This is a genomic window from Staphylococcus arlettae (genome assembly GCF_025560845.1).
GTDB lineage: Bacteria > Bacillota > Bacilli > Staphylococcales > Staphylococcaceae > Staphylococcus > Staphylococcus arlettae.
The window spans coordinates 1,430,737-1,457,574 of sequence record NZ_CP094803.1; the positions used below are offsets into that span (position 1 = coordinate 1,430,737).

30 protein-coding genes are annotated in these 26,838 nt (G+C 32.1%); 26 read left to right on the top strand and 4 right to left on the bottom strand.

Annotated features, from left to right (window positions below):
- Nucleotides 1-20 precede the first annotated feature (20 nt).
- Nucleotides 21-584, top strand: a complete 564-nt coding sequence (locus MUA37_RS06960) for an RBBP9/YdeN family alpha/beta hydrolase (protein WP_002511155.1) — start codon at nucleotides 21-23, stop codon at nucleotides 582-584.
- Between the two features lie 33 nt (nucleotides 585-617).
- Here the strand turns inward: MUA37_RS06960 and MUA37_RS06965 are convergent, their stop codons facing one another.
- Entirely contained in the window at nucleotides 618-1,322 is a 705-nt protein-coding gene (locus MUA37_RS06965; RefSeq protein ID WP_002511154.1) for a queuosine precursor transporter, read from the bottom strand.
- 366 nt (nucleotides 1,323-1,688) lie between these two features.
- On the opposite strand from MUA37_RS06965, the gene MUA37_RS06970 reads away from it, so the two are divergent.
- From MUA37_RS06970 to MUA37_RS07060, 19 genes are all read left to right on the top strand, one after another.
- A complete protein-coding gene (locus MUA37_RS06970) occupies nucleotides 1,689-1,883 on the top strand; it encodes a zinc-finger domain-containing protein (protein WP_037580352.1) in 195 nt (64 codons plus the stop codon).
- A gap of 11 nt (nucleotides 1,884-1,894) precedes the next feature.
- Nucleotides 1,895-3,010 carry a conserved virulence factor C family protein gene (locus MUA37_RS06975; protein WP_002511152.1) on the top strand — a complete coding sequence of 372 codons (1,116 nt, stop codon included), beginning with the start codon at nucleotides 1,895-1,897 and terminating at the stop codon, nucleotides 3,008-3,010.
- A gap of 57 nt (nucleotides 3,011-3,067) precedes the next feature.
- Nucleotides 3,068-3,502 carry a bacilliredoxin BrxA gene (brxA, locus tag MUA37_RS06980; protein WP_002511151.1) on the top strand — a complete coding sequence of 145 codons (435 nt, stop codon included), beginning with the start codon at nucleotides 3,068-3,070 and terminating at the stop codon, nucleotides 3,500-3,502.
- Between the two features lie 158 nt (nucleotides 3,503-3,660).
- Nucleotides 3,661-4,617 (top strand): thymidylate synthase, encoded by a 957-nt coding sequence (locus tag MUA37_RS06985; RefSeq protein ID WP_002511150.1) that lies wholly within the window; start codon nucleotides 3,661-3,663, stop codon nucleotides 4,615-4,617.
- Nucleotides 4,618-4,715: 98 nt separating this feature from the next.
- Nucleotides 4,716-5,234: a dihydrofolate reductase gene (locus tag MUA37_RS06990; RefSeq protein WP_002511149.1), complete on the top strand. Its 519-nt coding sequence runs from the start codon at nucleotides 4,716-4,718 to the stop codon at nucleotides 5,232-5,234.
- Entirely contained in the window at nucleotides 5,209-6,048 is an 840-nt protein-coding gene (locus MUA37_RS06995; protein WP_002511148.1) for a DegV family protein, read from the top strand. The genes MUA37_RS06990 and MUA37_RS06995 overlap by 26 nt, the downstream gene beginning before the upstream one ends.
- 117 nt (nucleotides 6,049-6,165) lie before the next feature.
- Nucleotides 6,166-6,693, top strand: coding sequence for a peptide-methionine (S)-S-oxide reductase MsrA (gene msrA / locus MUA37_RS07000; RefSeq protein ID WP_002511147.1), 528 nt, complete (start codon nucleotides 6,166-6,168; stop codon nucleotides 6,691-6,693).
- Nucleotides 6,686-7,114, top strand: coding sequence for a peptide-methionine (R)-S-oxide reductase MsrB (gene msrB / locus MUA37_RS07005; protein WP_002511146.1), 429 nt, complete (start codon nucleotides 6,686-6,688; stop codon nucleotides 7,112-7,114). The genes msrA and msrB overlap by 8 nt, the downstream gene beginning before the upstream one ends.
- Nucleotides 7,115-7,128: 14 nt before the next feature.
- A complete protein-coding gene (locus MUA37_RS07010) occupies nucleotides 7,129-7,629 on the top strand; it encodes a PTS sugar transporter subunit IIA (RefSeq protein ID WP_002511145.1) in 501 nt (166 codons plus the stop codon).
- Nucleotides 7,629-7,850, top strand: a complete 222-nt coding sequence (locus MUA37_RS07015; RefSeq protein WP_002511144.1) for a YozE family protein — start codon at nucleotides 7,629-7,631, stop codon at nucleotides 7,848-7,850. Before MUA37_RS07010 ends, MUA37_RS07015 begins: the two co-directional genes overlap by 1 nt.
- A 129-nt stretch (nucleotides 7,851-7,979) precedes the next feature.
- Complete coding sequence (locus tag MUA37_RS07020; protein ID WP_262624400.1) at nucleotides 7,980-9,443, top strand: S41 family peptidase; 1,464 nt, start codon at nucleotides 7,980-7,982, stop codon at nucleotides 9,441-9,443.
- Nucleotides 9,444-9,459: 16 nt separating this feature from the next.
- Nucleotides 9,460-9,966, top strand: coding sequence for a GNAT family N-acetyltransferase (locus tag MUA37_RS07025; RefSeq protein WP_142019659.1), 507 nt, complete (start codon nucleotides 9,460-9,462; stop codon nucleotides 9,964-9,966).
- A 17-nt stretch (nucleotides 9,967-9,983) separates the two neighbouring features.
- On the top strand, nucleotides 9,984-11,057 hold the full coding sequence (locus tag MUA37_RS07030) for an undecaprenyldiphospho-muramoylpentapeptide beta-N-acetylglucosaminyltransferase (protein WP_002511141.1): 1,074 nt from the start codon (nucleotides 9,984-9,986) through the stop codon (nucleotides 11,055-11,057).
- A gap of 19 nt (nucleotides 11,058-11,076) precedes the next feature.
- On the top strand, nucleotides 11,077-11,691 hold the full coding sequence (locus MUA37_RS07035; protein WP_002511140.1) for a phosphatase PAP2 family protein: 615 nt from the start codon (nucleotides 11,077-11,079) through the stop codon (nucleotides 11,689-11,691).
- Between the two features lie 380 nt (nucleotides 11,692-12,071).
- The gene (locus tag MUA37_RS07040; protein ID WP_002511139.1) at nucleotides 12,072-12,734 is read left to right on the top strand and encodes a response regulator transcription factor; all 663 of its coding nucleotides are present in this window, start codon (nucleotides 12,072-12,074) and stop codon (nucleotides 12,732-12,734) included.
- Entirely contained in the window at nucleotides 12,731-14,086 is a 1,356-nt protein-coding gene (locus MUA37_RS07045) for a HAMP domain-containing sensor histidine kinase (RefSeq protein WP_002511138.1), read from the top strand. The genes MUA37_RS07040 and MUA37_RS07045 overlap by 4 nt, the downstream gene beginning before the upstream one ends.
- A 255-nt stretch (nucleotides 14,087-14,341) precedes the next feature.
- Nucleotides 14,342-17,143, top strand: coding sequence for a 2-oxoglutarate dehydrogenase E1 component (locus MUA37_RS07050; protein WP_021458796.1), 2,802 nt, complete (start codon nucleotides 14,342-14,344; stop codon nucleotides 17,141-17,143).
- Between the two features lie 13 nt (nucleotides 17,144-17,156).
- The gene (odhB, locus tag MUA37_RS07055; protein ID WP_002511136.1) at nucleotides 17,157-18,431 is read left to right on the top strand and encodes a 2-oxoglutarate dehydrogenase complex dihydrolipoyllysine-residue succinyltransferase; all 1,275 of its coding nucleotides are present in this window, start codon (nucleotides 17,157-17,159) and stop codon (nucleotides 18,429-18,431) included.
- 405 nt (nucleotides 18,432-18,836) lie between these two features.
- Nucleotides 18,837-19,031 (top strand): hypothetical protein, encoded by a 195-nt coding sequence (locus tag MUA37_RS07060; protein WP_002511135.1) that lies wholly within the window; start codon nucleotides 18,837-18,839, stop codon nucleotides 19,029-19,031.
- Nucleotides 19,032-19,127: 96 nt separating this feature from the next.
- On the opposite strand, the gene MUA37_RS07065 is transcribed toward MUA37_RS07060, so the two are convergent.
- A complete protein-coding gene (locus MUA37_RS07065; protein WP_002511134.1) occupies nucleotides 19,128-19,676 on the bottom strand; it encodes a helix-turn-helix domain-containing protein in 549 nt (182 codons plus the stop codon).
- 276 nt (nucleotides 19,677-19,952) lie between these two features.
- A complete protein-coding gene (locus tag MUA37_RS07070) occupies nucleotides 19,953-20,183 on the bottom strand; it encodes a hypothetical protein (RefSeq protein WP_002511133.1) in 231 nt (76 codons plus the stop codon).
- A 246-nt stretch (nucleotides 20,184-20,429) separates the two neighbouring features.
- On the opposite strand from MUA37_RS07070, the gene MUA37_RS07075 reads away from it, so the two are divergent.
- A complete protein-coding gene (locus MUA37_RS07075) occupies nucleotides 20,430-21,002 on the top strand; it encodes a dihydrofolate reductase family protein (RefSeq protein WP_107373475.1) in 573 nt (190 codons plus the stop codon).
- Nucleotides 21,003-21,074: 72 nt separating this feature from the next.
- On the opposite strand, the gene MUA37_RS07080 is transcribed toward MUA37_RS07075, so the two are convergent.
- Nucleotides 21,075-21,272 carry a Mid2-like cell wall stress sensor domain protein gene (locus MUA37_RS07080; RefSeq protein ID WP_142019662.1) on the bottom strand — a complete coding sequence of 66 codons (198 nt, stop codon included), beginning with the start codon at nucleotides 21,270-21,272 and terminating at the stop codon, nucleotides 21,075-21,077.
- 187 nt (nucleotides 21,273-21,459) lie between these two features.
- Between MUA37_RS07080 and MUA37_RS07085 the strand changes: the two genes are divergently transcribed.
- The 5 genes from MUA37_RS07085 to brnQ3 all read left to right on the top strand — a co-directional run bounded on the left by MUA37_RS07085 (nucleotide 21,460) and on the right by brnQ3 (nucleotide 26,776).
- Nucleotides 21,460-22,272: a VOC family protein gene (locus MUA37_RS07085; protein ID WP_107373473.1), complete on the top strand. Its 813-nt coding sequence runs from the start codon at nucleotides 21,460-21,462 to the stop codon at nucleotides 22,270-22,272.
- A gap of 18 nt (nucleotides 22,273-22,290) precedes the next feature.
- Nucleotides 22,291-22,494, top strand: coding sequence for a DUF6501 family protein (locus MUA37_RS07090; RefSeq protein WP_002511129.1), 204 nt, complete (start codon nucleotides 22,291-22,293; stop codon nucleotides 22,492-22,494).
- Nucleotides 22,495-22,622: 128 nt separating this feature from the next.
- Nucleotides 22,623-23,414 carry an ATP-binding protein gene (locus MUA37_RS07095; protein ID WP_002511128.1) on the top strand — a complete coding sequence of 264 codons (792 nt, stop codon included), beginning with the start codon at nucleotides 22,623-22,625 and terminating at the stop codon, nucleotides 23,412-23,414.
- A 13-nt stretch (nucleotides 23,415-23,427) separates the two neighbouring features.
- Nucleotides 23,428-25,320 (top strand): vWA domain-containing protein, encoded by a 1,893-nt coding sequence (locus MUA37_RS07100; protein WP_262624401.1) that lies wholly within the window; start codon nucleotides 23,428-23,430, stop codon nucleotides 25,318-25,320.
- Between the two features lie 112 nt (nucleotides 25,321-25,432).
- Nucleotides 25,433-26,776: a branched-chain amino acid-like transporter carrier protein BrnQ3 gene (gene brnQ3 / locus MUA37_RS07105; RefSeq protein WP_262614829.1), complete on the top strand. Its 1,344-nt coding sequence runs from the start codon at nucleotides 25,433-25,435 to the stop codon at nucleotides 26,774-26,776.
- The last annotated feature ends 62 nt before the right edge of the window (nucleotides 26,777-26,838 follow it).

A 26,838-nucleotide genomic window follows, 5' to 3' on the forward strand; every position in this document is an offset into this window, starting at 1 on the left:
TCCACCTAAGGAGGTAAATCATGAAACAGTTATTTATAATACATGGCTATCAAGCCAATCCTAATAGTCATTGGTTTAACTGGATTGCACAAAAAATACAACACTATGGCTATACTACCGATATTATTGAATTACCAAATCCTCATAAACCTGAATATCATGCTTGGTATGATACTTTAAAACATCATATGGATCATGAATTAAATGATCAAACGATTATAATTGCTCATAGTTTAGGTGTTATTACAACGCTTAATTACCTTGCGCGTTTGTCAAAAGCACCAAATATTAAAGCATTAATTTTAATTTCAGGCTTTCACGAAAAATTACGCAATTTACCCGAATTGGATGCTTTTATCTCACAAACCATCGTAAGGAACATCAATGCTCAACATATTTTGGCGCTTGCAGCTACAAATGATCCTATTGTCGATAACGCCGCTTCTAATCGTCTCTCCCAACTATTAAATATTAATACTATAAACATTGAACATGACGGTCACTTTTTAGCTGAAGAAGGTTATACTTCTTTTGAATTTCTGTGGACTCAACTACAGCATATATTAAATGACAAAAAAGACTGAGGTTGAATAAACATTCAACCTCAGTCTTTCTTTTTAATAACCTTCGTCTAGGTTCTTAATTTTACCTTTTCTATACATAGATTTAGCCCAATAACCAAATGGAACATTGAAAATTGTAGAAATTAATTTTAATAAATACGTAGTGATAAAGATTTCAAACACCGCACTATTAGGCATTGTGCCAAGAAATGCGATAGACACAAATAATGCTGTATCTATAATATTACTAATAATAGTACTGCCGTAAGCTCTCACTATAAATGTTTTATCCGAACTAAATACTTTTTTAATTAGATTAAAAATCATTACATCTAAATGTTGGCCGATAATATACGCAATAATTGAACCTAATGCAATACGTGGAACAACATTAAAAATTGTCGCAAGTGCATCTTGAGAGTTATCAACTGAAGAAGGGATGAAATGTAATGACATTTGCATCACTATAATCATTACTAACGTCGAACTAAATCCTAACCATACAGCTCTTTTGGCTATTTTTCTGCCATAGATATCATTTAAAATATCTGTCGCTAAATAAATAGAAGCGAACATCACATTACCTAATGTAGCCGATATAGTAAATAAATCTACTGTTTTAATCACTTGAATATTAGCAATAATCGTACCTATAGCTACCCAAGTTATGAGTCCATGTTTGCCAAAAAATCGATACATAGCTACTAACAATATGAAAGTAACTAAAAAAGTTAAAACACCAAATATTTCGTTATACATTTTCTTTCCTCCTAAATTTTGATAATGCGGGTGTTTAGAAACCGCAAAATTCAACCTATTCATTCTAATAAAATAACTATTGAAAAGCAATAGCCTAAGTTAATTTGTCATATTAAACTTAAATGTTATAACATCGGTTTTCAAATTTATAAATAATAGCTGTTATTTGCTATAATAATAGACACAATACGTATCTATCGCTAATATTTGATATACTACAAATTATAATATTTACAACTGATTTATACACACTAGTGGGCGACATTGCTAATTGATGTTAAAATAAAATTAACGCTTGAATGATAGTAAAATATACTATTATGTTCGGTCGTCTCTTAGTGCTAACAAGTTACATGAATTAGGAGTGTGAAAACTATCCTTACGTATACGGAGAAAGAAGCTATTGTGGCTATTGATAAATTGATGAACACATATTGTCATCAATGTTTACTAAAATCTCATATTAAACATACACAAGGAAAAACACAGGCACATCATTTTTGTATAAATGAATGTTCTGTCGGTAAACAAATTAAACAATTAGGAAATGAATTACAATAGGAGGTCATAGGATGGAAATTGTTAGAGTTGAACCAACACCTAGTCCAAATACAATGAAAATTGTATTAAGTGAAAAGAGGGAAGATAATAAATCAAACACCTATACTACAGTAAAAGAAGAGCAACCTAAGTTTATCAATGATTTATTAGCGCTAGAGGGTGTAAAATCAATTTTCCATGTCATGGACTTTTTAGCGGTTGATAAACAACCTAAATTTGATTGGGAAGATGTATTACCTCAAGTTACTGCCACTTTAAATGATGAAAGTGAAGAAGAGACTGCCACAGCACCAGATGAACACTTTGGTGAAATAAAAGCTGAAGTATTAATGTTTAAAGGAATACCATATCAAATTAAACTTAGTTCATCTGACGAAGAAAAACGTAAACAATTACCAGAAATATATGTAGACAGTATGCTAGCAGCGCAAAAAGAAAATGATAACGTCGTATTTTTAAGAAAATGGGAAAACTTTGGTGTACGTTACGGTGATTTTGATGAAGTTATGTCAGAAATCACTGAAGAAATCTATGCTTTATACCCAGAATCACAATTGTCGACGCTTGTAAATAATGCTTTACAAACAGATATTGTTATCCCAGAAAAACATTATCAACATGTAACTTTAGATGACTTTAAAGCGACGGATGATTGGAAAGCACAATTACGTATGTTGAAACATTTCCCAACGCCAACATTAGATGATATTACATTATTAGATTATGTGATTTCAGAAGCAGCGAAAGTACCGTTACGCAGAGAAGCGGTTGTATTACTTGGGATGATTGAAGATGAACGTGTTTTACCTTATTTGTATAAAGGCCTTAACGATAAAAGTCCAGCAGTTAGAAGAACCGCAGGAGATTGTTTAAGTGATTTAGGCTTTAAAGCAGCATTACCAGCAATGGAAAAAGCTTTAGCTGACCCACAAAAAATTGTCCGTTGGCGTGCAGCTATGTTCCTATTCGATGAAGGTGGTCCAGAACAACTTGATACATTAAAAGCTCACGTTGAAGATTCTGCTTATGAAGTCAAACTGCAAATTGAAATGGCAATATCACGTATTGAAAATGGTGATGAAGCTTTAGGTTCTGTTTGGAAACAAATTGCAAATCGAAATAAGTAACTCATACATGTTAAAGATACATCGTAAATAGTGAAATTAAATTAGGAGAGTGTAACAATGAATGCTTACGAAGCTTATATGAATGAATTATCTAAACAAATGCGCGAAGAACTTACTACACATGGTTTTAATAGCTTAGAATCTGCGGACGCAGTTACGAATTATATGCAACAAGTTAATGCTGAAGATACTACTTTTGTAGTAATCAATTCAACATGTGGTTGTGCTGCAGGCCTTGCACGACCAGCAGCAGTTACTGTTGCTGAACAAAACGACAAAGTACCTAATCATAAAGTGACGGTATTTGCTGGCCAAGATAAAGAAGCCACTGCAGAAATGCGTAATTATATTCAACAAGTACCATCTAGCCCATCATACGCGCTATTTAAAGGGACAGAGTTAAAACACTTTATCCCAAGAGAGCATATTGAGGGTCGCGACATTCAAGATATCTGCATGGATATTAAAGATGCATTTGACGATCATTGTTAATATTTGAAAACTTAACAAGCAAGATAACTGTTGATTTATTAGCGATTGACACACGTGTCAATCGCTTTATTTTTCAAGAATAATGATTACGCTTTAAAAAAATGTCTTTATGAAATATTATTAATATAACGATTCAATGTGGAAGGAGTGTGGTGATTATGTTAAATGCTTTTGATCAAGCTTATCATGATCTATGTAACGAAGTACTAAACATTGGTAGTACAAAAGATGATAGAACAAAAACTGGAACAATTTCAAAATTTGGCCATCAACTTCGCTTTGATTTGTCAAAGGGATTTCCGTTATTAACGACTAAAAAAGTTTCATTTAAATTAGTTGCTACAGAGTTATTATGGTTTATTAAAGGCGACACTAATATTAAATATTTATTAGAATATAATAATAATATTTGGAATGAATGGGCATTCGAAAATTATATTAATTCTCCAGATTATCACGGACCAGATATGACTGATTTTGGTCATAGAGCGAATCAAGATGAAGATTTCAAAGCTTTATACCAAACTGAAATGAAAAATTTCAAAGCTAAAATATTAAATGATGAAACTTTTGCGGCAAAGTATGGTGATTTAGGTAACGTCTATGGCAAACAATGGCGTGATTGGGAAGATAAAGATGGTAACCATTTCGATCAATTGGCAACTGTCATTGAACAGATAAAACAAAATCCAAATTCCAGACGACATATTGTATCTGCATGGAATCCAACTGAAATTGATACGATGGCATTGCCACCTTGCCATACAATGTTCCAATTTTATGTTCAAGATGGCAAATTAAGCTGTCAACTATATCAACGTAGTGCCGATATTTTCTTAGGTGTACCTTTTAACATTGCCAGTTATAGTTTATTAACACATCTCATCGCCAAAGAATGTAACTTAGAAGTGGGAGAATTCGTTCATACATTTGGTGATGCACATATTTATTCTAATCATATCAATGCTATTGAAACGCAATTATCTAGAGATAGTTACGCACCTGCTACAGTTAAAATAAATAGTGACAAGTCAATTTTTGATATTAATTATGAAGATATTGAATTAATAAATTATCAATCGCATCCAGCGATTAAAGCACCAATTGCAGTATAAAAGTCTCTAAAGTTATAAAACAGTTAAATTTGTTATATAATAGACACCAAGTTAAATTAATAATTAAGAAGAACTAAGTTTTTTAAAGGAGGAACTTCATGACGCTTTCAATATTAGTTGCGCATGACCGCCAACGTGTCATTGGCGCAAACAATGACTTACCTTGGCATTTACCAAATGATTTAAAACATGTAAAACAATTAAGTACTGGTAATACATTAGTTATGGGGAGAGCAACTTATGAATCTATCGGTAAACCTTTACCTAATAGAAAAAATGTAGTACTTACGCGAAATCGTTCTTTTCATCCTGAAGGTGTAGAGGTGATACACTCTTTAGATGAAATTAATAATTTGCCAGGTCATGTTTTTATATTTGGCGGGCAAACATTATTTGAAGCAATGATTGATAAAGTCGATGACATGTATATAACGGTAATCGAAGACAAATTTAATGGCGACACGTTTTTCCCACCTTATACTTTTGAAGAATGGGATGTTGTTTCCTCAGTACCTGGTGAGTTAGATGATAAAAACACCATCCCACATACGTTTTTACATTTAGTTAGAAAGAATAATAGGGGGATAGCAAATGAAAAACAGGATAATAGTAACTGACTCTACATCTGATCTATCACAAGATTACTTGAATGACAACAACATACATGTTGTACCATTAAATTTGTCAATTGACGGAGTGTCATATGTAGACCAAATTGATATCAATTCAGAAGACTATATACAACGCATTGAGGAAGGTGCAGATGTTAAAACAAGTCAACCGTCTATAGGCAAATTTATAGAATTATATAATACTTTAGGTGACAATGGGGATGAAATTATAAGTATTCACATGACTTCCGGTTTAAGTGGTACTTATCAAACTGCATTGCAAGCGAGTCAAATGACTGATAGCAATGTTACTGTAATAGATTCAAAATCGATTTCGTACGGTTTAGGCTATCAAATACAACATTTAGTTACTTGGTGTAATGAAGGACATTCCACAGACGATATCTTACTAAAACTTGAAGAATTACAAAAAAACATCAAACTGTTTGTCGTCATTGGTCAATTAAATCAATTGATTAAAGGTGGACGCATTAGTAAAACTAAAGGGCTAATCGGTAATATGATGAAAATTAAACCTATCGGCACATTAGTCGATGGGAAAATTGAATTAATGCATAATTCACGAACTCAAAATGCGAGTATACAGTTTTTAAAGAAAGAAGTTTCTAAGTTTATCAAAAATCATAATGTTAAATCTATCGGTATTGCTCATGCCAATATAATCCAATTCGTAGATAAAATTAAAAAGCAATTTGCTGAAGAATTTGATCATCATACCTTTGATGTCAATACGACAACGCCTGTAATTACTACACATACAGGTCAAGGCGCGATTGGATTAGTAGTAGTTCGTTCATAAAGCTAATACAATTAACTATAGTAATTCAAATATCTTATTATTTCTGCTGTTAATAATTGCAAAATCCTTAATATATTATATATTTTATGACACACTAGTATTAGAGGGAGGTATTTTATGGCTTATGCAACATTAGCAGGTGGTTGTTTCTGGTGCCTCGTTAAACCATTTACTTCTTATCCAGGTATCGAAAGCATAATATCAGGTTATGCTGGTGGCCATGTAGAGAACCCGACTTACGAGCAAGTAAGTACAGGGCAAACCGGTCATGTTGAGGCAGTACAAATTTCATTTGACTCCGATATCACTTCTTTTGAAAATATTTTAGATATATTTTTCAAAACATTTGATCCAACAGATAATTCGGGTCAGTTTTTCGATAGAGGTCCACATTATGAGCCAGCAATATTTTATCATGATGAACACCAAAAAAAGGCTGCCGAGTATAAAATTCAACAATTAAATGAACAACAAATCTTTAATAAACCAGTCATTACACCAATAAAACCATATACAAATTTTTATCCAGCTGAATCTTATCATCAAGATTATTATAAAAAGAATCCTTTACATTATCAGCAATATCAAAAAGGTTCTGGTAGAAAAGCGTTTATTGAAAAGCATTGGGGGGAACAGAATGATTAAGAAAAGTAAATCAGAGCTATCTGAAATGGAATATTTAGTAACACAAGAAGATGGTACTGAACCACCATTTCAAAATGAATATTGGAATCATTTTGAAAAAGGGATTTACGTAGATAAATTATCAGGCAAACCACTGTTTACATCAGAAGAAAAGTTTGAATCTGATTGTGGTTGGCCTAGTTTCTCTAAAGCATTAACGGATGATGAAATTGTCGAATTAGTGGATAAATCTTTTGGTATGGTTCGTACAGAAGTAAGATCTGAAGACTCAAATAGTCATTTAGGTCATGTGTTTAATGACGGGCCACAAGAATCTGGTGGTTTACGTTATTGCATTAATTCTGCAGCAGTACAATTTATACCGTATGATAAATTAGAAGAACTAGGGTATGGTGATTTACTAACCCATTTTAATAAATAAGGAGCGAATACGATATGTTTAAAAAATTATTTGGAAAAGGTAAAGAAGTTAACAAAAATACGGAAGTTTTTGCACCAATAACTGGACAATATATTCAAATCGAAGATATTCCTGATCCAGTTTTTGCCCAAAAAATGATGGGAGAAGGCTTTGGAGTTAATCCTAGTGAAGGTGAAGTAGTTTCACCTATAGAAGGCAAAGTAGATAATGTATTTCCTACCAAACATGCTATTGGTTTAAAAGCTGAAAATGGTTTAGAGTTACTTGTACACATCGGTTTAGATACTGTACAACTTGATGGTGAGGGCTTTGAAGTATTAGTAGACAGTGGAGATACTGTCAATGTGGGTGATCCAATTTTACGTTTTGATATTGACTATATTCAAAAAAATGCTAAATCAACAAATTCTCCAATCATCATTACTAATTCAGATCAAACGAGTGATATAAACTTCGCTGAAGCTACTGATTTAATAAAAGGTGAAACTAAAATCGCTGATGTGACAATGAAATAATGAAAAACCACTCATTTTATCAATTTATATTAACCGTGAGAGGTCGAAAAGATGCAAAAGGTGAGCTTGCCGAAGAAATTTTTGATGACTTATCTTTTCCAAAACAAGAAAAGGATTTCAACCAATTATCGGATTATGTTGAAACTCACGGCAATTTTACAGTATCTATGGCAGTATTCGATGATTTATATGAAGAATACCAAGAGTGGCTTAAATTTTAAATATCAATATATTTGAGTTTCACATTTTAGATATATTAAAATATAAAAATAGAGTAAATAGCTGGGTGAAACGTATGAGTTCAAACCCAGCTATTTTACTGTTTAGTTAGATGATTAGGAAGTGAATTTATGACAGAACCACAAGATACACATACTGAAGACAGCACAGAGAAGTCTCAACCAGCTACAAAATACTTACAATTCAAACGGCGAAAATTTATTTGGCTTGTTATAGCTACTATTATATTAACAGCTTTGATTACGGTTTTTGCTACAATTTCCATCAGTAATTTTATGTCTGGACTTACTAGTGAACAACGTAAGGATGTAGCCAAAATAGAACAAGCCTATAAAACAATTGATAACGAATACTATAAAGACGTAAAGTCTAAAGAATTATCAGATGCTGCTATAAACGGTATGGTCAAACAACTTGATGACCCTTATTCAGAGTATATGACGAAACAACAAACTAAAGCATTTAATGAAGATGTCTCCGGTGATTTTGTCGGCATTGGCGCTGAAATGCAGAAAAAAAATGACCAAATTCAAATAACAAGTCCTATGAAAGACTCACCAGCTGAAAAGGCAGGAATACAACCAAAAGACATTGTTACTAAAGTTAATGGTAAATCTGTTAAAGGTAAACCTTTAGATGCTATTGTAAAACAAGTGAGAGGTAAAAAAGGTAGTGAGGTTACACTTACGATAAAAAGAAATGGTGAGGAACAAGACATTTCTATTAAACGTAATACTATACATGTGAAAAGTGTTGAATACGAAAAACATGGAAATAGTGGTGTGTTTAAAATCAATAAATTCCAAGATAGTACAGCAGGCGAATTAAAATCTGCAATTATTAAAGCACGCAAACAAGGAATTGATAATATTGTACTAGACTTACGAAATAATCCTGGTGGTTTATTGAATGAAGCAGTTAAAATGGCAAATATCTTTATCGACAAAAATAAAACTGTTGTGCAATTAGAAAAAGGGGAACATAAAGAACAGGTAAAAACACCGAACGACTCACTAAAAGAAGCTAAAGATATGAATGTTGCTATCTTAGTTAATGGCGGTTCAGCAAGTGCTTCAGAAGTCTTTGCAGGAGCCATGAAAGCTCATGAAAAAGCTAAAATATATGGTAGTAAAACATTTGGTAAAGGGATCGTACAAACTACTCATGAATTAGACGATGGTTCTATCTTAAAATACACTGACATGAAATGGTTAACACCAGATGATAAATATATTCATGGTAAAGGGATAAAACCTGATGTTAAAATTGACACACCTGGATATCAATCATTAAACGTTATTCCAAATAACAAAACTTATGTAGAAGGTGACGAAACTAGCCATGTCAAAACAATAAAAATTGGACTTAAAGCATTGGGTTATTCCATAAATAACGAGTCTAAAACTTATGATAATGAATTAACTGAAGCAATTAAAAAATTCCAAAAAGATCAAAAATTAACTGTAAATGGTAATTTTGATAAAGAGACGAACAATAAATTCACTGAAATGTTAGTCAACAAAGCAAACGAAAAAGATACAGTACTTGATGAATTACTTGATAAACTTAAATAATACGAGGTGTCAGTCAATGATTCGTAATGCAACAATGAAAGATCTTGATTCAATAATGGTTATCGTAAATCAAGCAAAAGCAATTATGCAACAAGATAATAATCCACAATGGGATGACAACTACCCATTACAACAACACTTCGTGGGTGATATTGAAAACAAATCACTTTATGTGTTAGATGAAAATAATACGGTTTATGGTTTTGTTGCGGTCGACCAATCTCAAGCAGAATGGTATGATAGCTTAAAGTGGCCTATAAATAAAAATCAGGCATTTGTAATACATCGATTAGCAAATTCCCCTAATTATAAGGGAGGCGCTACAAAACTTTTTGCTTTTGCTTTAAATTTAGCCAAAAGCCACGAAGTTGATTATGTACTTACTGACACGTTTGCATTAAATTATCGTGCACAACAATTATTCACTAAATTTGGCTTTACTAAAGTAGGCGAAGCCACAATGGATTATTTTCCATTTGATAAAGGGAAACCTTTTTATGCTTATTACACCAAATTAAAATAATAGAGCGAGGTTGTTTTATGTCGAAAATAGCATTTACCGGTGGCGGTACTGTTGGTCATGTTTCTGTTAATTTAAGTTTAATTCCTACAGCATTAGCAAAAGGACATGAAGCTTTTTATATAGGATCTCAAAAAGGGATTGAAAGAGAGATGATTGAATCACAGCTACCAGAAATCAAATATCATGTAATTTCCAGTGGGAAATTACGTCGTTACCTGTCTTTTGACAATTTCAAAGATATCTTTAAAGTCCTTAAAGGAATCATCGATGCGCGTCGCGTATTAAAGAAAGAAAAACCTGATTTGTTATTTTCTAAAGGAGGATTTGTGTCTGTACCTGTAGTTATAGCTGCTCGGTCATTAAAAATACCAACTATCATTCATGAATCTGATTTAACTCCAGGATTAGCAAATAAGATAGCATTAAAGTTTGCTAAAAAAATATACACAACATTTGAAGATACGTTAAACTACTTACCTAAAGATAAGGCTGACTTTGTAGGTGCAACTGTCCGAGAAGATTTGAAAAGTGGTAATAAATCGCGTGGTTATCAATTAACGCAGTTTAGCAGCGACAAAAAGGTCTTACTAGTGATGGGAGGTAGCCTCGGAAGCAAAAAATTAAATGATACTATAAGAGGTAATTTAGATGCATTACTCAAAACATATCAAATCATTCACCTAACTGGTAAAGGACTATTAGACGAAAAATATATTAATCGCCCAGGTTATATTCAGTTTGAATTTGTGAAAGATGACTTAACTGATTTATTAGCTATTACCGATACTGTTGTTAGTAGATCTGGTTCTAATGCGATTTATGAGTTTTTAACGTTACGCATTCCTATGTTACTCATTCCATTAGGTTTGGAACAGTCTAGAGGAGACCAAATTGACAACGCTAAAAATTTTGCATCAAAAGATTTCGGTAGATATATTTTAGAAGATGAACTTTCTGAAAACCAACTAGCTGAACAATTAGCTGATATAGAACATAATAGATCAGACATTATTGATAAAATGAAAACTTATAAAGAAAGTTATACTAAAGAAGATTTATTCGATAAAATCGTTACAGACGCAGAAGCTTAATAAGGGGGGGCGTGGTGCAATGTCACACTGGAAAAGAATTTCATTATTAATCATCTTCACCTTAATATTTGGTGTCATTGCATTTTTCCATGAATCAAGATTAGGAAAATGGATTGATAATGAAGTATATGAATTTATATACTCATCAGAAAGCTTTATTACAACTTCAATCTTTTTAGGTGTAACAAAAGTGGGCGAAGTTTGGGCAATGGTATGCTTATCATTGTTATTAGTGGCATTCTTAATGCTAAAACGCTTAAACATTGAAGCATTATTTTTTGCTATAGTTATGAGTTTATCTAGTACATTAAACCCTCTATTAAAAAATATTTTTGACAGAGAACGACCTACTTTACTCAGATTAATCGATATTTCAGGTTTCAGTTTCCCTAGTGGACACGCTATGGGTTCGACAGCCTTTTTCGGCAGTGCGATTTATATCTCGAATCGAGTAATGAAAGGGAAATCAAAAGGATTTATGATTGGCTTATGTGCATTATTTATCATAATGATTTCTTCTTCTCGCGTTTACTTAGGTGTACATTATCCTACAGATATTATCGCGGGAATTATAGGTGGCGTATTTTGCATTGTTTTAGCGACGCTAATGTTACGTAAAAAATTGAATATCTAAATTATTAGGTTATTTAGATAAAATATAAAGCTGACTTTACTAAAGTAAAGTCAGCTTTTATAATACGTTGACTCGCAACGTTAGTCTTTTACGGGCATATAAAAGGGGATATTTCTGAAAATGATCAATGCTAATAAGAACGTAATGTGTGGGGGGAATGTCTTATTTAGTATTGATAATCATTTTCAATTACATTATACAACATTGAGAATCATTGTCAATTAAATCCTTAGAATTTTTTAAAATTTTTCGTTTTATGAGTTAAGTTAACACATTATTTAATGTAATGAGCTATTCTATTGTTCATTCGAATAGCTTGCTAAAATAATATGGTTATAATAAGATTATTTAATTACTAAGATGTGTATGAGGTGCGATGTATGACAAAAATATTAATTGTTGAAGATGAGCAAAACCTTGCTCGCTTTATCGAATTAGAACTAAAACACGAAGCGTATGAAGTTGAAATTGAAAATGATGGACAAACCGGCTTAGACAGAGCATTGGAATATGAGTTTGATTTGATTTTACTTGATTTGATGTTACCAAATATCAACGGTTTGGAGATATGTCGTCAAATACGTCAAGTTCAAAATACACCTATTATCATGATAACTGCGAAAAGTGACACCTATGATAAAGTTGTTGGTTTAGATTATGGTGCAGATGATTACATTGTAAAACCATTTGATATAGAAGAATTACTGGCACGAATTCGTGCTATGTTAAGACGACAACCACAAAAAAATGAGATTAACATTAATGGTTTAGTAATTGATAAAGGTGCATTTAAAGTATCTGTTAATGGTGAACATGTTGGACTCACTAAAACTGAGTATGACTTATTATTATTACTTGCTGAAAATATTAATCATGTTATGCAGCGAGAACAAATAATAGAATATGTATGGGGCTATGATTCAGAAGTAGAAACTAATGTAGTTGATGTTTATATTCGTTACTTACGTAATAAGTTGAAACCTTTTGATAAAGATAGCTACATAGAAACTGTTAGAGGCGTAGGATACGTGATACGAAGATGAAACAACGTAAATTAAAAACTCAATGGATGCTTATCACTACTACAATCACATTTTCTACTATATTAATTTTTAGTTTGATTATTATATTCTATTTAAGTAGTGCTTTGAGGCACAATGAAGTTAGCGAGGCAGAACGTAGTTCAAACGATATTAACAACTTATTTCAATCGCAACATATTAAAGATATTACACCACTAGATTTAAATGCATCATTAGGTAATTTTCAAAAAGTTATTTTGTTTGATGATCACGGCCAACAAATTATCGAAACATCAAATGACAATTCCATTAAGTATTCTCCAACTTTAAAGCCATCTAAATTTCATCAGATTGAAATCGAAAGTACTGGCAACAAAGATTACCTAATCGTTACAAATAGCGTGCACAATGATAATTTTGATGGTTACAGTATGATTGTTCATTCATTAGATAATTATAATACATTAGTAAACTCGCTTTACTTTTTCGCTTTTGCTTTTGGAATAATTGCTACTATTTTAACAGCTATTATCAGTTATTTTGTGTCATCACAAATTACTAAACCACTCATTACAATGTCTAATAAAATGCAACAAATTAGAAGGGATGGTTTCCAAGAACAATTACAATTGCCTACAAATTATGAAGAAACAGATAATTTAATTGATACATTCAACGAAATGATGGCTCAATTAGAAGAATCATTTAATCAGCAACGACAATTTGTAGAAGATGCATCGCATGAATTGCGTACACCATTACAAATTATTCAAGGTCATTTAAATCTTATACAACGGTGGGGTAAAAAAGATCCTGCAATCTTAGAAGAATCATTAAATATTTCACTAGAAGAAATGACTAGAATTACTAAATTAATCGAAGAACTTTTACTATTAACTAAAGACAATAACAATGTAAACGAGCGTGAAATAGAAATAGTAGATATTAATAAAGAAATTAAGTCACGCATTAAATCTGTTGAACATTTGCACCAAGATTATACCTTTGAATTTATACCATATCCTAAACCTTTAAATATTAAAATCAATCGCTATCAATTCGAGCAGGTGTTGATTATATTTATTGATAACTCCATGAAATATGACCAGAAAAACAAACAAATAACAATTCAAACCGGTCTTAAAAACAAACAAATTTCAATAGAAATTACTGACCATGGCTTAGGTATTCCGCAAGAAGATATTGAATTTATCTTTGACCGTTTCTATAGAGTAGATAAATCTCGTGCACGTAACTTAGGTGGCAACGGCTTAGGACTGTCTATTGCGAAAAAAATAATCGAATACTATGGTGGAACAATTCAAGTTGATAGTGAATTAGGAAGTTATACTACATTTAAAATTACATTTTAACAATTAAATATAATAATACAAAAATAACTATGATTAGTTTGTCGAAAAGAAGGGCAAAGTACAACTGATTGTAGTTATTTTTTTAATTACAGCAACTTTTTAATCAATAAAGAAAGTATCAAAATATAGATACAATAGCAATTTTATTTTGTTGATTGATTTTTGCGTTATACAAGCTTTTGCTACTTTAATTTCAATTGATTTAATGCTATTATTGATTTGTAAGCGTTTCAACTATTTTGTGGAGGGTGTAAAATGAGCAACGAAAGACAGGTAACTGAGGCACCTGTAAATTTCGGGACAAATCTAGGATATATTCTTGATTTGTATGACAACTATTTAGAAGATCCGACTGCAGTCCCTGAAGATTTGCAAGTCCTTTTTAGTACAATTAAAAACGGTGAAGCTAACATCGAAACCAAATCAGGCGTTCAAAGCGCTAATACCAAAGCAGATAGCACGATCAAACGTGTTATGAGATTAATCGATAATATACGTCAATACGGGCATTTATTGGCAGATATTTATCCAGTTAATCGTCCTGAAAGAAAACATGTACCAAAGTTAAATATTGAAGATTTTAATCTTGATAAAGAGACTTTGGAAAGTATTTCGGCTGGTATTGTATCTGAACATTTTAAAGATATTTACGACAACGCATACGAGGCTATTGTTCGTATGGAAAAACGTTACAAAGGTCCTATTGCCTTTGAATATACACACATTAATAATAATAGAGAGCGTGTATGGTTAAAACGTCGTATAGAGACACCTTATAAAGCCACACTAAATGACAATCAAAAAATTGAATTATTTAAAAACCTTGCACATGTCGAAGGTTTTGAGAAGTATTTGCATAAAAACTTTGTAGGCGCAAAGCGATTCTCAATTGAAGGCGTCGATACACTAGTACCAATGTTACAACAAACATTGAAATTAGCAGGTAATGAAGGTATACAAAACATTCAAATTGGTATGGCACATAGAGGACGTCTTAACGTCTTAACACACGTGCTAGAAAAACCATATGAAATGATGTTATCTGAATTTATGCACACTGATCCAATGAAATTCTCACCAGAAGATGGTAGTTTATACCTGACTTCAGGCTGGACAGGCGATGTAAAATACCATTTAGGTGGCGTGAAAACAACATCTTCTTATGGTATTGAACAACGTATTTCACTTGCTAATAACCCAAGTCACTTAGAAATTGTTGCACCAGTTGTTATTGGTAAAACAAGAGCAACACAAGATGACACTAAAAAAGCAGGCTCGACAACAACTGAATTTAATAAATCTATGCCAATTTTAATTCATGGTGACGCAGCTTATCCTGGACAAGGTATCAATTTTGAAACAATGAACCTTGGCAATTTAGATGGGTATTCTACAGGTGGTACGCTACATATTATTACAAATAATAGAATTGGTTTCACAACAGAACCTGAAGACGGACGTTCTACAACGTATTCATCTGATGTTGCAAAAGGCTATGATGTGCCAATTATGCATGTTAATGCAGATAATGTAGAAGCCACTATCGAAGCTATTGAAATTGCAATGGCATTCAGAAAAGAATTCGATAAAGACGTGGTTATTGACTTAGTTGGTTATCGCCGTTATGGACACAATGAAATGGATGAACCATCAATCACTAATCCAGTTCCATATCAACAAATACGTGATCATGATCCAGTCGATATTTTATATGGTAATCAATTAGTTGAAGAAGGTATTATTTCGAAGGATCAAATGAATAATATTTTTGATGAAGTTCAAAAAACATTACGTGCTGCACATGATAAAATCGATAAAAATGACAAAATGGATAATCCAGATATGCAAAAACCTGAGAGTTTACAACAACCTTTACAAGGTGATGATCGTCAATTTACTTTTGAACAATTACAAGAAATAAATGACGCTATGCTATCTTATCCGTCTGATTTTACTGTGTTGAAAAAACTAAACAAAGTATTAGAAAAACGTAAAGAACCATTTAACTCTGAAGATGGATTAGTAGACTGGGCACAAGCTGAACAATTGGCCTTTGCGACTATTACACAAGATGGCAAACCAGTTCGTTTGACTGGGCAAGATAGCGAACGCGGTACATTTAGTCATCGTCATGCAGTATTACATGATTCAGAAAATGGCAATACATTTATACCGTTAAATCATGTTCCAAATCAAAAAGCTACTTTCACAGTTTATAATTCACCATTATCAGAAGCAGCTGTAGTTGGTTTTGAATACGGCTATAATGTACAAAATAAAGATTGTATGACTATTTGGGAAGCACAATACGGAGACTTTTCAAATATGTCGCAAATGATTTTTGATAATTTCTTATTTAGTGCACGAGCTAAATGGGGAGAACGTTCAGGTTTAACATTATTATTACCTCATTCATTTGAAGGTCAAGGACCAGAACATTCTTCTGCAAGACTTGAAAGATTTTTACAACTTGCGGGCGAAAATAATATGACTGTTGCAAATCTTTCAAGCTCAAGTAACTATTTCCATTTACTTAGAGCGCAAGCTGCTAATTTAGGTACTCAATCAATGAGACCATTAGTAATTATGTCTCCAAAAAGTTTATTGCGTAATAAAACAGTTTCAGATCCAATTTCTAAATTTACTTCAGGCAAATTTGAACCAATTTTAACTGAAGAACACGATAAAGAAGCTGTTAAAAAAGTGGTTTTAGCGTCAGGTAAAATGTTTATCGATTTAAAAGAGCATTTGGCTAAAAATCCAAACAATTCTATTTTATTAATTGCTGTTGAAAGATTATATCCATTCCCAGCATCAGAAATAGAAGCTATTTTAAATGATTTACCAAACTTAGAAACTGTCGCTTGGGTACAAGAAGAACCTAAAAACCAAGGCGCATGGTCATTTGTTTATCCATACTTAAAAGAGTTAACTGTAGACAAATATGATTTAAGCTATCACGGACGTATCCAACGTGCAGCACCAGCTGAAGGTGATGGCGAAATTCACAAACTCGTACAAAATATGATAATTGAACAAAGCACAAATAATAACTAGGGGGAAGTTAGGCATGCCAGAAGTAAAAGTTCCAGAATTAGCAGAATCAATCACAGAAGGTACCATTGCAGAATGGTTAAAACAAGTAGGAGATAGCGTCGATAAAGGTGAAGCTATTCTCGAATTAGAAACAGATAAAGTCAATGTTGAAGTAGTTTCAGAAGAAGCAGGTGTATTACAAGAAACTTTAGCCAACGAAGGTGATACTGTTGAAGTTGGTCAAGCTGTTGCAGTTGTAGGAGAAGGTTCAGGCAATGCAAGTAACAGCAATGAAGATACTTCATCACAACAATCAACTGAAGCATCTTCAACTGGAGAGGCAGCGTCCACTTCAGATGAAGCACCAAAAGCAGAACAAAATGACTCTACAGATTCAACACAACGCGTTAATGCAACACCATCAGCACGTAAATATGCTCGTGAAAAAGGCGTTAATTTAAACGACGTGGCAGCAAAATCAAACGATGTTGTACGTAAAGAAGATGTTGATCAACAACAAAATGGAGCAGCTGCTTCAAACAATAAACCGGCTGAAAGTAGTAAAAAACAAGAAACACCAGCTCCAGCAGCTCAAAAACCTTCAAAACCAGTTAAACGTGAAAAAATGTCGAGACGTAAGAAAACTGCTTCTAAAAAATTACTAGAAGTATCAAACAATACAGCAATGCTTACAACTTTCAATGAAATTGATATGACAAACGTTATGAACTTACGTAAACGTAAAAAAGAACAATTCATTAAAGATCATGATGGCACTAAACTTGGTTTCATGTCATTCTTCACAAAAGCAGCTGTTGCAGCATTGAAAAAGTATCCTGAAGTTAACGCTGAAATTGATGGCGATGACATGATTACTAAAGAATACTACGACATTGGTGTTGCTGTTTCTACAGATGATGGTTTACTTGTACCATTCGTTAGAGATTGTGATAAGAAGAACTTTGCGGAAATTGAAGCTGAAATTGCCAATTTAGCAGTTAAAGCACGTGATAAAAAATTAGGTTTAGATGATATGGTCAACGGATCGTTTACTATTACAAATGGTGGTATTTTTGGTTCAATGATGTCAACGCCAATCATTAATGGTAGTCAAGCAGCAATCCTAGGCATGCACTCTATCATCACACGTCCAATTGCTATTGATGCAGAAACTATTGAAAACCGTCCAATGATGTACATTGCATTAAGCTATGACCACCGTATCATTGATGGTAAAGAGGCAGTAGGCTTCTTGAAAACAATAAAAGATTTAATTGAAAACCCAGAAGATTTACTATTAGAATCTTAATACACAACATAAAATAGTTTATTAACGTCAATACAACGGCGCACAGCGTCGTTGTATTTTTATGTATTTATTCATTTGTGGGAAATTCCCATAAAACTTCTCCTTTATTAGCTTAAGTATTTGTAAGATTAACATGGCGACTGTTAATCTAAACATCAACTTTTCACGTTATTGGGCTGCTCTTAATTGAGTAGCCTTTATCTTTTATATGGATACATGATATAAATTTGGCGTATAGCTTCGTATATACGTTACGTATGCTATGAATCTCATCCTTAAACACGTGAATTATCTAACTGCGCTATGCGCTAAAAACGGGCTTAAAATTCAAATTAGAGACATTGTACGAATATATGCGTAAGGTGTTATTATACTTGCAAACGATAAATTTGTGAGGTGTTGAACATGACTGAAAATGAACACAATACAAGTAGAAATAGAAAGCGCAAACCACTTACATTGCATGAGAAGTGGAGAATAGACGGAGAATTAATTAGAAAGAGCGACCCTGAATATTATGATAGTGAGCAATCTAAAAAAGATTTTAAGGCAAACCTTGAGAAAATACAAAAAATTCTTCAGAAAAATAAAGAACAATAGCTAATATTAAAGCTTTAATATGAAATAGTTAATTAATCTTAATACAACGGCGCACAGCGTCGTTGTATTTTTATTTCATTACCGTCATTACGTAAATTAATAATGTATAACGATATGTAACCGTGCAGTTTCATTATGTTCATTGTTATATTGATGAAACATATTGCCATTAAATTTAATAGATTCATGCTGCTGTAAAATGAACTTTTCTCCATCTAATGTAATTGTTACTGTCCCATCATATACCGTTATATACTTCATAGAGCCAGCACCATGAGGAGATACACTAATTTTTCCACTTGGTTCAATGACAGCCATAAAACTTTCAATTTTTCTTTCAATATCAAATTTAAATATAGAAAATATTTGATATTTGTTGTGCTCTGAAGATAGTGCTTGTGTCTGATCTAACGTTATTTTGTTAATGATAGCATCACTTTCTTGCGTTAATTCTGTGAAAGATACTTTTAATCCACTAGCAATTTTCCATAACGTAGTAATAGATGGTGTTGATGTTTTACGTTCTATTTGACCTAACATTGTTTTACTAACTCCTGTAAGTTCTGATAAATGGTCTAGTGAATAACCATGTTGTTTTCTAAATAACTTTATATTGTCAGATATAATTTCATTAATTTCTTTCATAATTTATACACCTCAAAGGTCATTATAACGTACAAAAAGAACAAAACAAAGAACAATCGTTAAAGTTAACTATTTGTGCTTTATATAAATTATAGAGGTGGGGGAGGTCTTTATTTACCGTCTCAATGCCTATTTGAACCGCAACAAGAACTTTTGTGTTAACTAGTAAATACACTGTCAGCACAACTATAAATTAAAAAAGCAACGTCTGTTGATAGACATTGCTTTAAAGATTTTATTATAAAACCCAAATTGTAAACTTCATTCACTATAATATTAACCGATAAAAATAAGAATGATACCGATAATTAATAATGCTATAGACACTCGGGGTTTTGATTGTTGAAATAAATTACTTAATAAAACTATAGCAATACCAATAATGAGGAATTGATTATTAAATGTCGTCACTCCCATAAAGTCACCAATCATCATTATTAGTCCATAAATTAATACAATGATTAATAACACTGTACAGAGTACAGAAATAAATCGGGCTATTTTCAAAATTACCATCTCCAAATTGTTAGTGATTTAAATGCTACATATCACATTGTACTAGTGAAATGAGCTAAAACAAAAGTATGTTTGAACTTTTTAATAATAAATTTCAATTGTTATATACAACAAATTAATGATCAAACATTAGCTTTCTACTGTAATATGTCTGTTTCATAGTTTAAAATAAGCTACTGTATAACTAACTTTTTGATAAAGCATATTTTCATAATTAAAAATTTAAGGAGGGGTTTTATGACTAGAAAAGTAATCTTAAATCTTGCAGTAACTTTAGATGGTTTTATAGAAGGGCCAAACGGTGAAATTGATTGGTGCATTATGGAAGATGATATGCAATTCGATAAATTTTTAGAACAAATTGATACGATTCTGTTTGGACGCAAAAGTTATGATTTATGGACCGAATATCAACCTAATAGCAATACTCCGCAAAGTGAATATCATATGTGGGAATTAATGCAAAACACCCACAAATATGTTTTTAGTCGTACACTACAATACTCTAATCCTACAACTACTTATATTAATAATCATATTGCCAACACTGTAAATCACTTAAAAGCTCAACCCGGCAAAGATATTTGGCTTTACGGTGGCTCTAGTATTATCACAACATTTTTAAATCAAAATTTAGTCGATGAATTGCAGTTAGCTGTGCATCCTATTATTTTAGCTGCTGGTACTCCACTTTTTGAAGCTATTAACAACCAAAAACAGTTAGAACTCTCTACAGTAAATACTTACAAAAGTGGAGTAGTACAATTAATTTATCGTCAAAGTACAAAAAATAAGTCAGAAAACAGTTAAACTTAACACTGCATCTGACTTAGTATTCGATTAACACTTGTTGTTTACTAGTTTGTATGCAATTAAAGTTGCTTAAATTGAGTAGACAATGACTTCGATAATGGCAATAATTAAAAATACTACAAATACTATACCGAAAATTTTATTATTTGGCGCTTTATCTTTGGACGACTTTTGGTTGTTTTTATTTTTCAAATTCGTAAAGAATGTAATGCCTGAATACACTGCAATTAATACTGTGATGCCAAATAATAAGAAGAAGTTAATCATTCAAAAACCTCCTTATTTAATATTATTGTTAATAAGATAATATTAGTTGTTTATATCTTTATTTTAATACAAAATATCATTTTATCAACTTTGTTTCTTGTTAATTCAACATATTCAAAGTTCATTCTATAAATTAATTAGAAAATACGTTATAATAAACCAAAAGAATGTATTGAGGTGTCTATGAATGAATGGTCTTAGAAGTGTTACGATTGGAACGAGCGATTTAAACAAATCTCAAGCACTATTAACTGATGTGCTAGGTATGACTGTTGGACAAAAAAAGCATGCTTTACGTTTTGGCGATGCAGACTTAGCGTCTGGTACTCGTGTACATGTAGTAGAAATTCCTAACTATAATATTGCGAACAACCAAATTAACAGCATTGGTTTACGTGTACCCACAGATGAAGCTTTATTAGAGTATCAAGCTATTTTGAAAGAGGTTGGTATAGACTATAGCGCTATTACAACTTTAAACGATCATCAATACTTTCACTTTAAAGATCATGATGGGCAACAATTTGCCATTTACTCCAATGAGCATAATAGTGGGACACCTTTAGGTATGCCATCTTTTGATAGTTCAGTGAATCCATTGCATCAAATTCAAGGACTTGCACCGGTTATTATAAAAGTGAATGAACCATTACTAACACAATCTATTTTGTCTAAAGTGTTTAATCTTACTCATTACGCAGAATATGTTGCATCGGACAACGATGATTTCAAAGTTCAAGTTTTCAAAATTGGTGATGGTGGATTAGGGGGCGAATTGCATTTATATCCTGCTGCCGAAGAAATTAACATGCCTGCACATGGGATTGTAGAACAAATAGAATTCGCAACTGAATCAACAGAGGAATATCAACATGCTTTACAACAATTAGAAGTTATTGGCATTCCATACCAAACACTTGATCAAGGTGACGCCCAATCATTAAGAATTTCAGAAAATAGCGGAATTACATTTATTTTAACATTAGAAAAAACAAAGTAATGAAAGGATTTTATAAAAATGCTACACGAAACATGGAAAACACATGAACCACTTAAGAAAGTAGAAGTTGTGCATACAAATGCACAAAAGTTTAAAGTATCTGATATGTTGACAGTAGGCAAACAATATGATGTCATCAATGAAACCGAAGAATATTATCAAATTATTGATAATGCTGGTTTAGTTGGTGGTTATTATAAAACTTATTTTAAAGAAGTTTAACATCTAACTACAAGACATTAATATTAAACATGAGTAATACATGATTAGAATAGTAGACTAGGGTGATTTTTTACTCCAGTCTCTTTTTTAATGACAACACATTTACTGATTATAAGGAGTTATTTTTCATGGTAAAAACACAATATATCAATTCTGATGAAACTATATTCAATGATGCATCGGCATTATTACGTTTAAATAAAAATATATTACTCAAAGGACCAACCGGTTCAGGTAAAACTAAGTTAGCTGAAACATTAAGCGAAACAATAGAGACACCGATGTATCAAGTCAATTGTTCTGTTGATTTAGACGCTGAAAGTTTGTTAGGCTTTAAAACAATTCAAACCAATAGTGAAGGCCAACAAGAAATTGTTTTTATCGACGGCCCTGTTATTAAAGCAATGAAAGAAGGACATATTTTATATATTGATGAGATCAACATGGCTAAACCGGAAACATTGCCAATTTTAAATGGTGTACTTGATTATCGTAGAAAACTAACAAATCCATTTACTGGTGAAGTTGTTAAAGCTGAACCTGGGTTCAATGTAATAGCAGCAATCAACGAAGGTTATATTGGTACCTTGCCAATGAACGAAGCTTTGAAAAACCGTTTTGTCGTTATACAAGTGGATTATATAGATGGTGATACGTTAGGTAATGTTATTAAAGAGCAAAGCCAACTAGATGACGACAATTTAATTTCACGTATTATTAAATTCAATGAAGATTTACGTACAATGACAAAACAAGGACAAATTTCTGAAGAGGCTGCTAGTATTCGTGCATTAATTGACTTAAGTGATTTAGCAACAATTATGCCAATTGAAAGGGCAATACAGCGGACAATTATAGATAAATTAGAAGACGAGAGAGAACAACAAGCTATCATCAATGCGGTTGAATTAAACTTTTAGTGAGGGATAAGTTATGAGTGATCGTTTTATAAAATTTAACGACGAACAACTAGATGCCAAACAAGTAATGATGTTACAAGACTTGTCAAGATTATTACTAAAAAACAAAGAAACACATGTCAAAATTCAAAAATTCCCTTATTTCGATCCAATCAATAATGTGTTGATAACAAGCTCTTTTTGGTCACATCGACCAACACATATTGAAACTGCAGGTTTAAAAACAGATGTCATGCTTGCAGCATACGGATACCAGTTAATGGATTCAACAGTCGTTAATGATGTGATTAATAATGTAGAATCATTTACTCACACGAAGTTTTATCAACAGTTATTTAAATTGCTCGAAGATAAAAGAATTTTAAATATCATTATACAAGAACGACCTAGTACGCAAAAAGCAATTATTCTAAGAAATAAAGTAAGACAGCAATTTATAGAGACACAGATAAATGTCTATAAAACCAAAACAACATTTACTGATTTATTATTATTGCACTTGGCGCACTCATTTTTAACTGAAAACTTTTATGACATTCCTCATATTCATCCACGAATTGATGATATTTTAGTTAATATGTACCAGTATTTACCTAATTTTTTCTACAATGAAAACTCTGAAGACAACAAATTTTTAGCTGATCGAATCATGTATCAAATAGACGATATATTAAAAGAAGATATGCTTAATGAGTATTATCATCTACCTAAACAAGTTTATAGTGCTATGGAAACGCAGTCTTTTGAAGACTTGCGTCGTACAGATGCTAGTAACACTGATGGTACTAATGAACAAGAGAATTCTGAAGATATCGAGAGCGAAAAAGCGGAAACTAAAAGTGCTGACAGTCAATCTTCAGGTGGTGCATATTTAGAAATGGAACTTCATGAAGGCACTAATAGTGACGTTGCAAGTGACAATGATACTGCTCGTGAAGGCGATCCTAGTGATGATATGACCGATATGCAACTTAAAAAAGGAAAAGGTTCTAACCAAACTATAGACAACGAAGAGGGCGGCTCACTAGGAAGTAATAATCTATTTGCTCTGACTGGTATTAATGAAAATGTTGATATTGATTGGCGCGTTCCAGAAATAAAACCTGATTTTCAGCAAGCTTATAGAGAAGTAGAACAAGATGTAGCTTTTGAAACTAAAGATTTAATCAAAATCATTAAAAAAACAATTGATCGTGAACATGATGATGAACGCCATAATTTAACCAAAGGACGACTACAAAAAAACTTATTAAATTGGTTTATTGATGACCAATATAAATTATTTTATAAAAAACAAGATTTAAGTCAGTCATTTGATGCAACTTTCACTTTATTAATAGATGCCTCAGCCAGTATGCAAGATAAAATGGACGAAACCATAAAAGGTGTAGTCTTATTCCATGAAACGTTAAAATCATTAAATGTAAAACATGAAATTTTAGCTTTTAATGAAGATGCCTTTGAAGCTGACGAAAATACGCAACCAAACATTATAGATGAAATCATTCATTATGATAAATCTATCTATTCAAATGAAGGACCACGTATTATCGCGTTAGAACCCCAAGATGATAACAGAGATGGCGTTGCTATACGTATTGCAAGTGAAAGACTACTCAGACGTTCTCATAATCAACGATTTTTAATTGTCTTTTCAGATGGCGAGCCTTCTGCATATAACTACAGTCAGGATGGTATTTTAGATACTTATGAATCCGTAGAAACTGCACGTAAAATGGAGATTGAAGTTTTTAATGTATTTTTAAGTCAAGAACCTATTACCGAAGATATCGAACAAACGATACACAATATTTACGGACAATTTGCGTTGTTCGTAGAAGGTGTTGAAAACTTACCAAGTCAGCTTTCACCATTACTCAAAAAACTATTGTTAAAATCTTTTTAACCGATTTTAGCAATAGTTTAAAATATTCTGAAAAGTTATATAGACTTATTGTCGTTAATCGTGGTAGAATAATGAATATTATATTTTTGGAAAGATTGAAGGAGTATAAAATATGAATAAAAATACATGGATTATAGGTTTCATGCTTTTCGCTATCTTTTTTGGAGCAGGTAACCTAATTTTCCCACCGAGTTTAGGCCTAGATAGTGGACAGTACTTTTGGCCGTCTATTTTAGCATTTTCACTTACAGGGATCGGTTTACCATTATTGGGAGTAGTGGTAGGCGCATTAGATAAAGAGGGATATATCGGTTCATTAAATAAAATATCACCTAAGTTTTCTATTGTTTTTCTAATTGTTATTTACTTAACGATTGGACCATTGTTTGCGATTCCGCGTACAGCTGCAACATCATTCGAAATGACTGTAACGCCAATTGCACATACAAATAGTAGTCTTGCTTTATTTATTTTTACAGTTATCTATTTCTTAATTGTTTTATATTTATGTATTAATCCAACTAAAATGGTAGATCGTATCGGATCTTTATTAACACCATTATTGTTAATTACTATTTTAGCTATGATTATTAAAGGTTTTATTGATTTTGGAAGTAATTCAGCAAGTAAGGAATCAGAGCTATTTACATCTAATTTAGCAGGTTTTTCACAAGGATTTACAAACGGTTATTTGACTATGGATGCGATTGCAGCAATTGCATTTTCAATGATTGTAGTTAATGCTGTGAAATCTACAGGACTCACTCATGCAAATCAAATATTTAAACAAACATTATTAGCAGGTGTTATTGCAGCAGTAGCATTATTGTTTATTTATATTTCTTTAGGCATTATTGGAAATCATATGAATATATCGCCAGATAAAATTGCCAGTCTAACTGCTAAAGATCAAAATATTGGTACATATCTATTGACGACCATTGCTACAACTGGTTTTGGTTCACTTGGTAAGTATGTGTTAGGTATTATTGTAGCGCTTGCTTGTTTAACAACTGCGTGTGGTTTAATTGTATCTGTATCCGAATACTTCCATAAAATTGTACCTAAAGTATCGTACAAAGTATTTGCAGTTATTTTTACAATTATCAGTTTTATCCTAGCAAACCAAGGATTGAACTCAGTAATTAAAATGTCAGTACCGGTTTTAAGTATTGTATACCCAATCGCTATCACATCAGTATTACTCATTTTAATTGCACGTATTGTACCAACAAAACCAATCGCACAAAGAATTCCAGTTACAGCGGTAACTATCATTGCAATTTTAAGTATTGTCCACACTCAAGGTTGGATTAAATTAAGCTTCATTGATGTTTTACCGTTAAAAGAATATTCATTAGAGTGGTTCCCAATTGCCGTATTATTTACAATTATAGGTTATATTGTGGCTACTTTAGTCAAAAATGAACAACCGATTGTCTATGAAAAAGAATAATTAACACTAATAAACAAGCACTTCCCAAAAAGGGAAGTGCTTGTTTTATTAATCAATGTAAT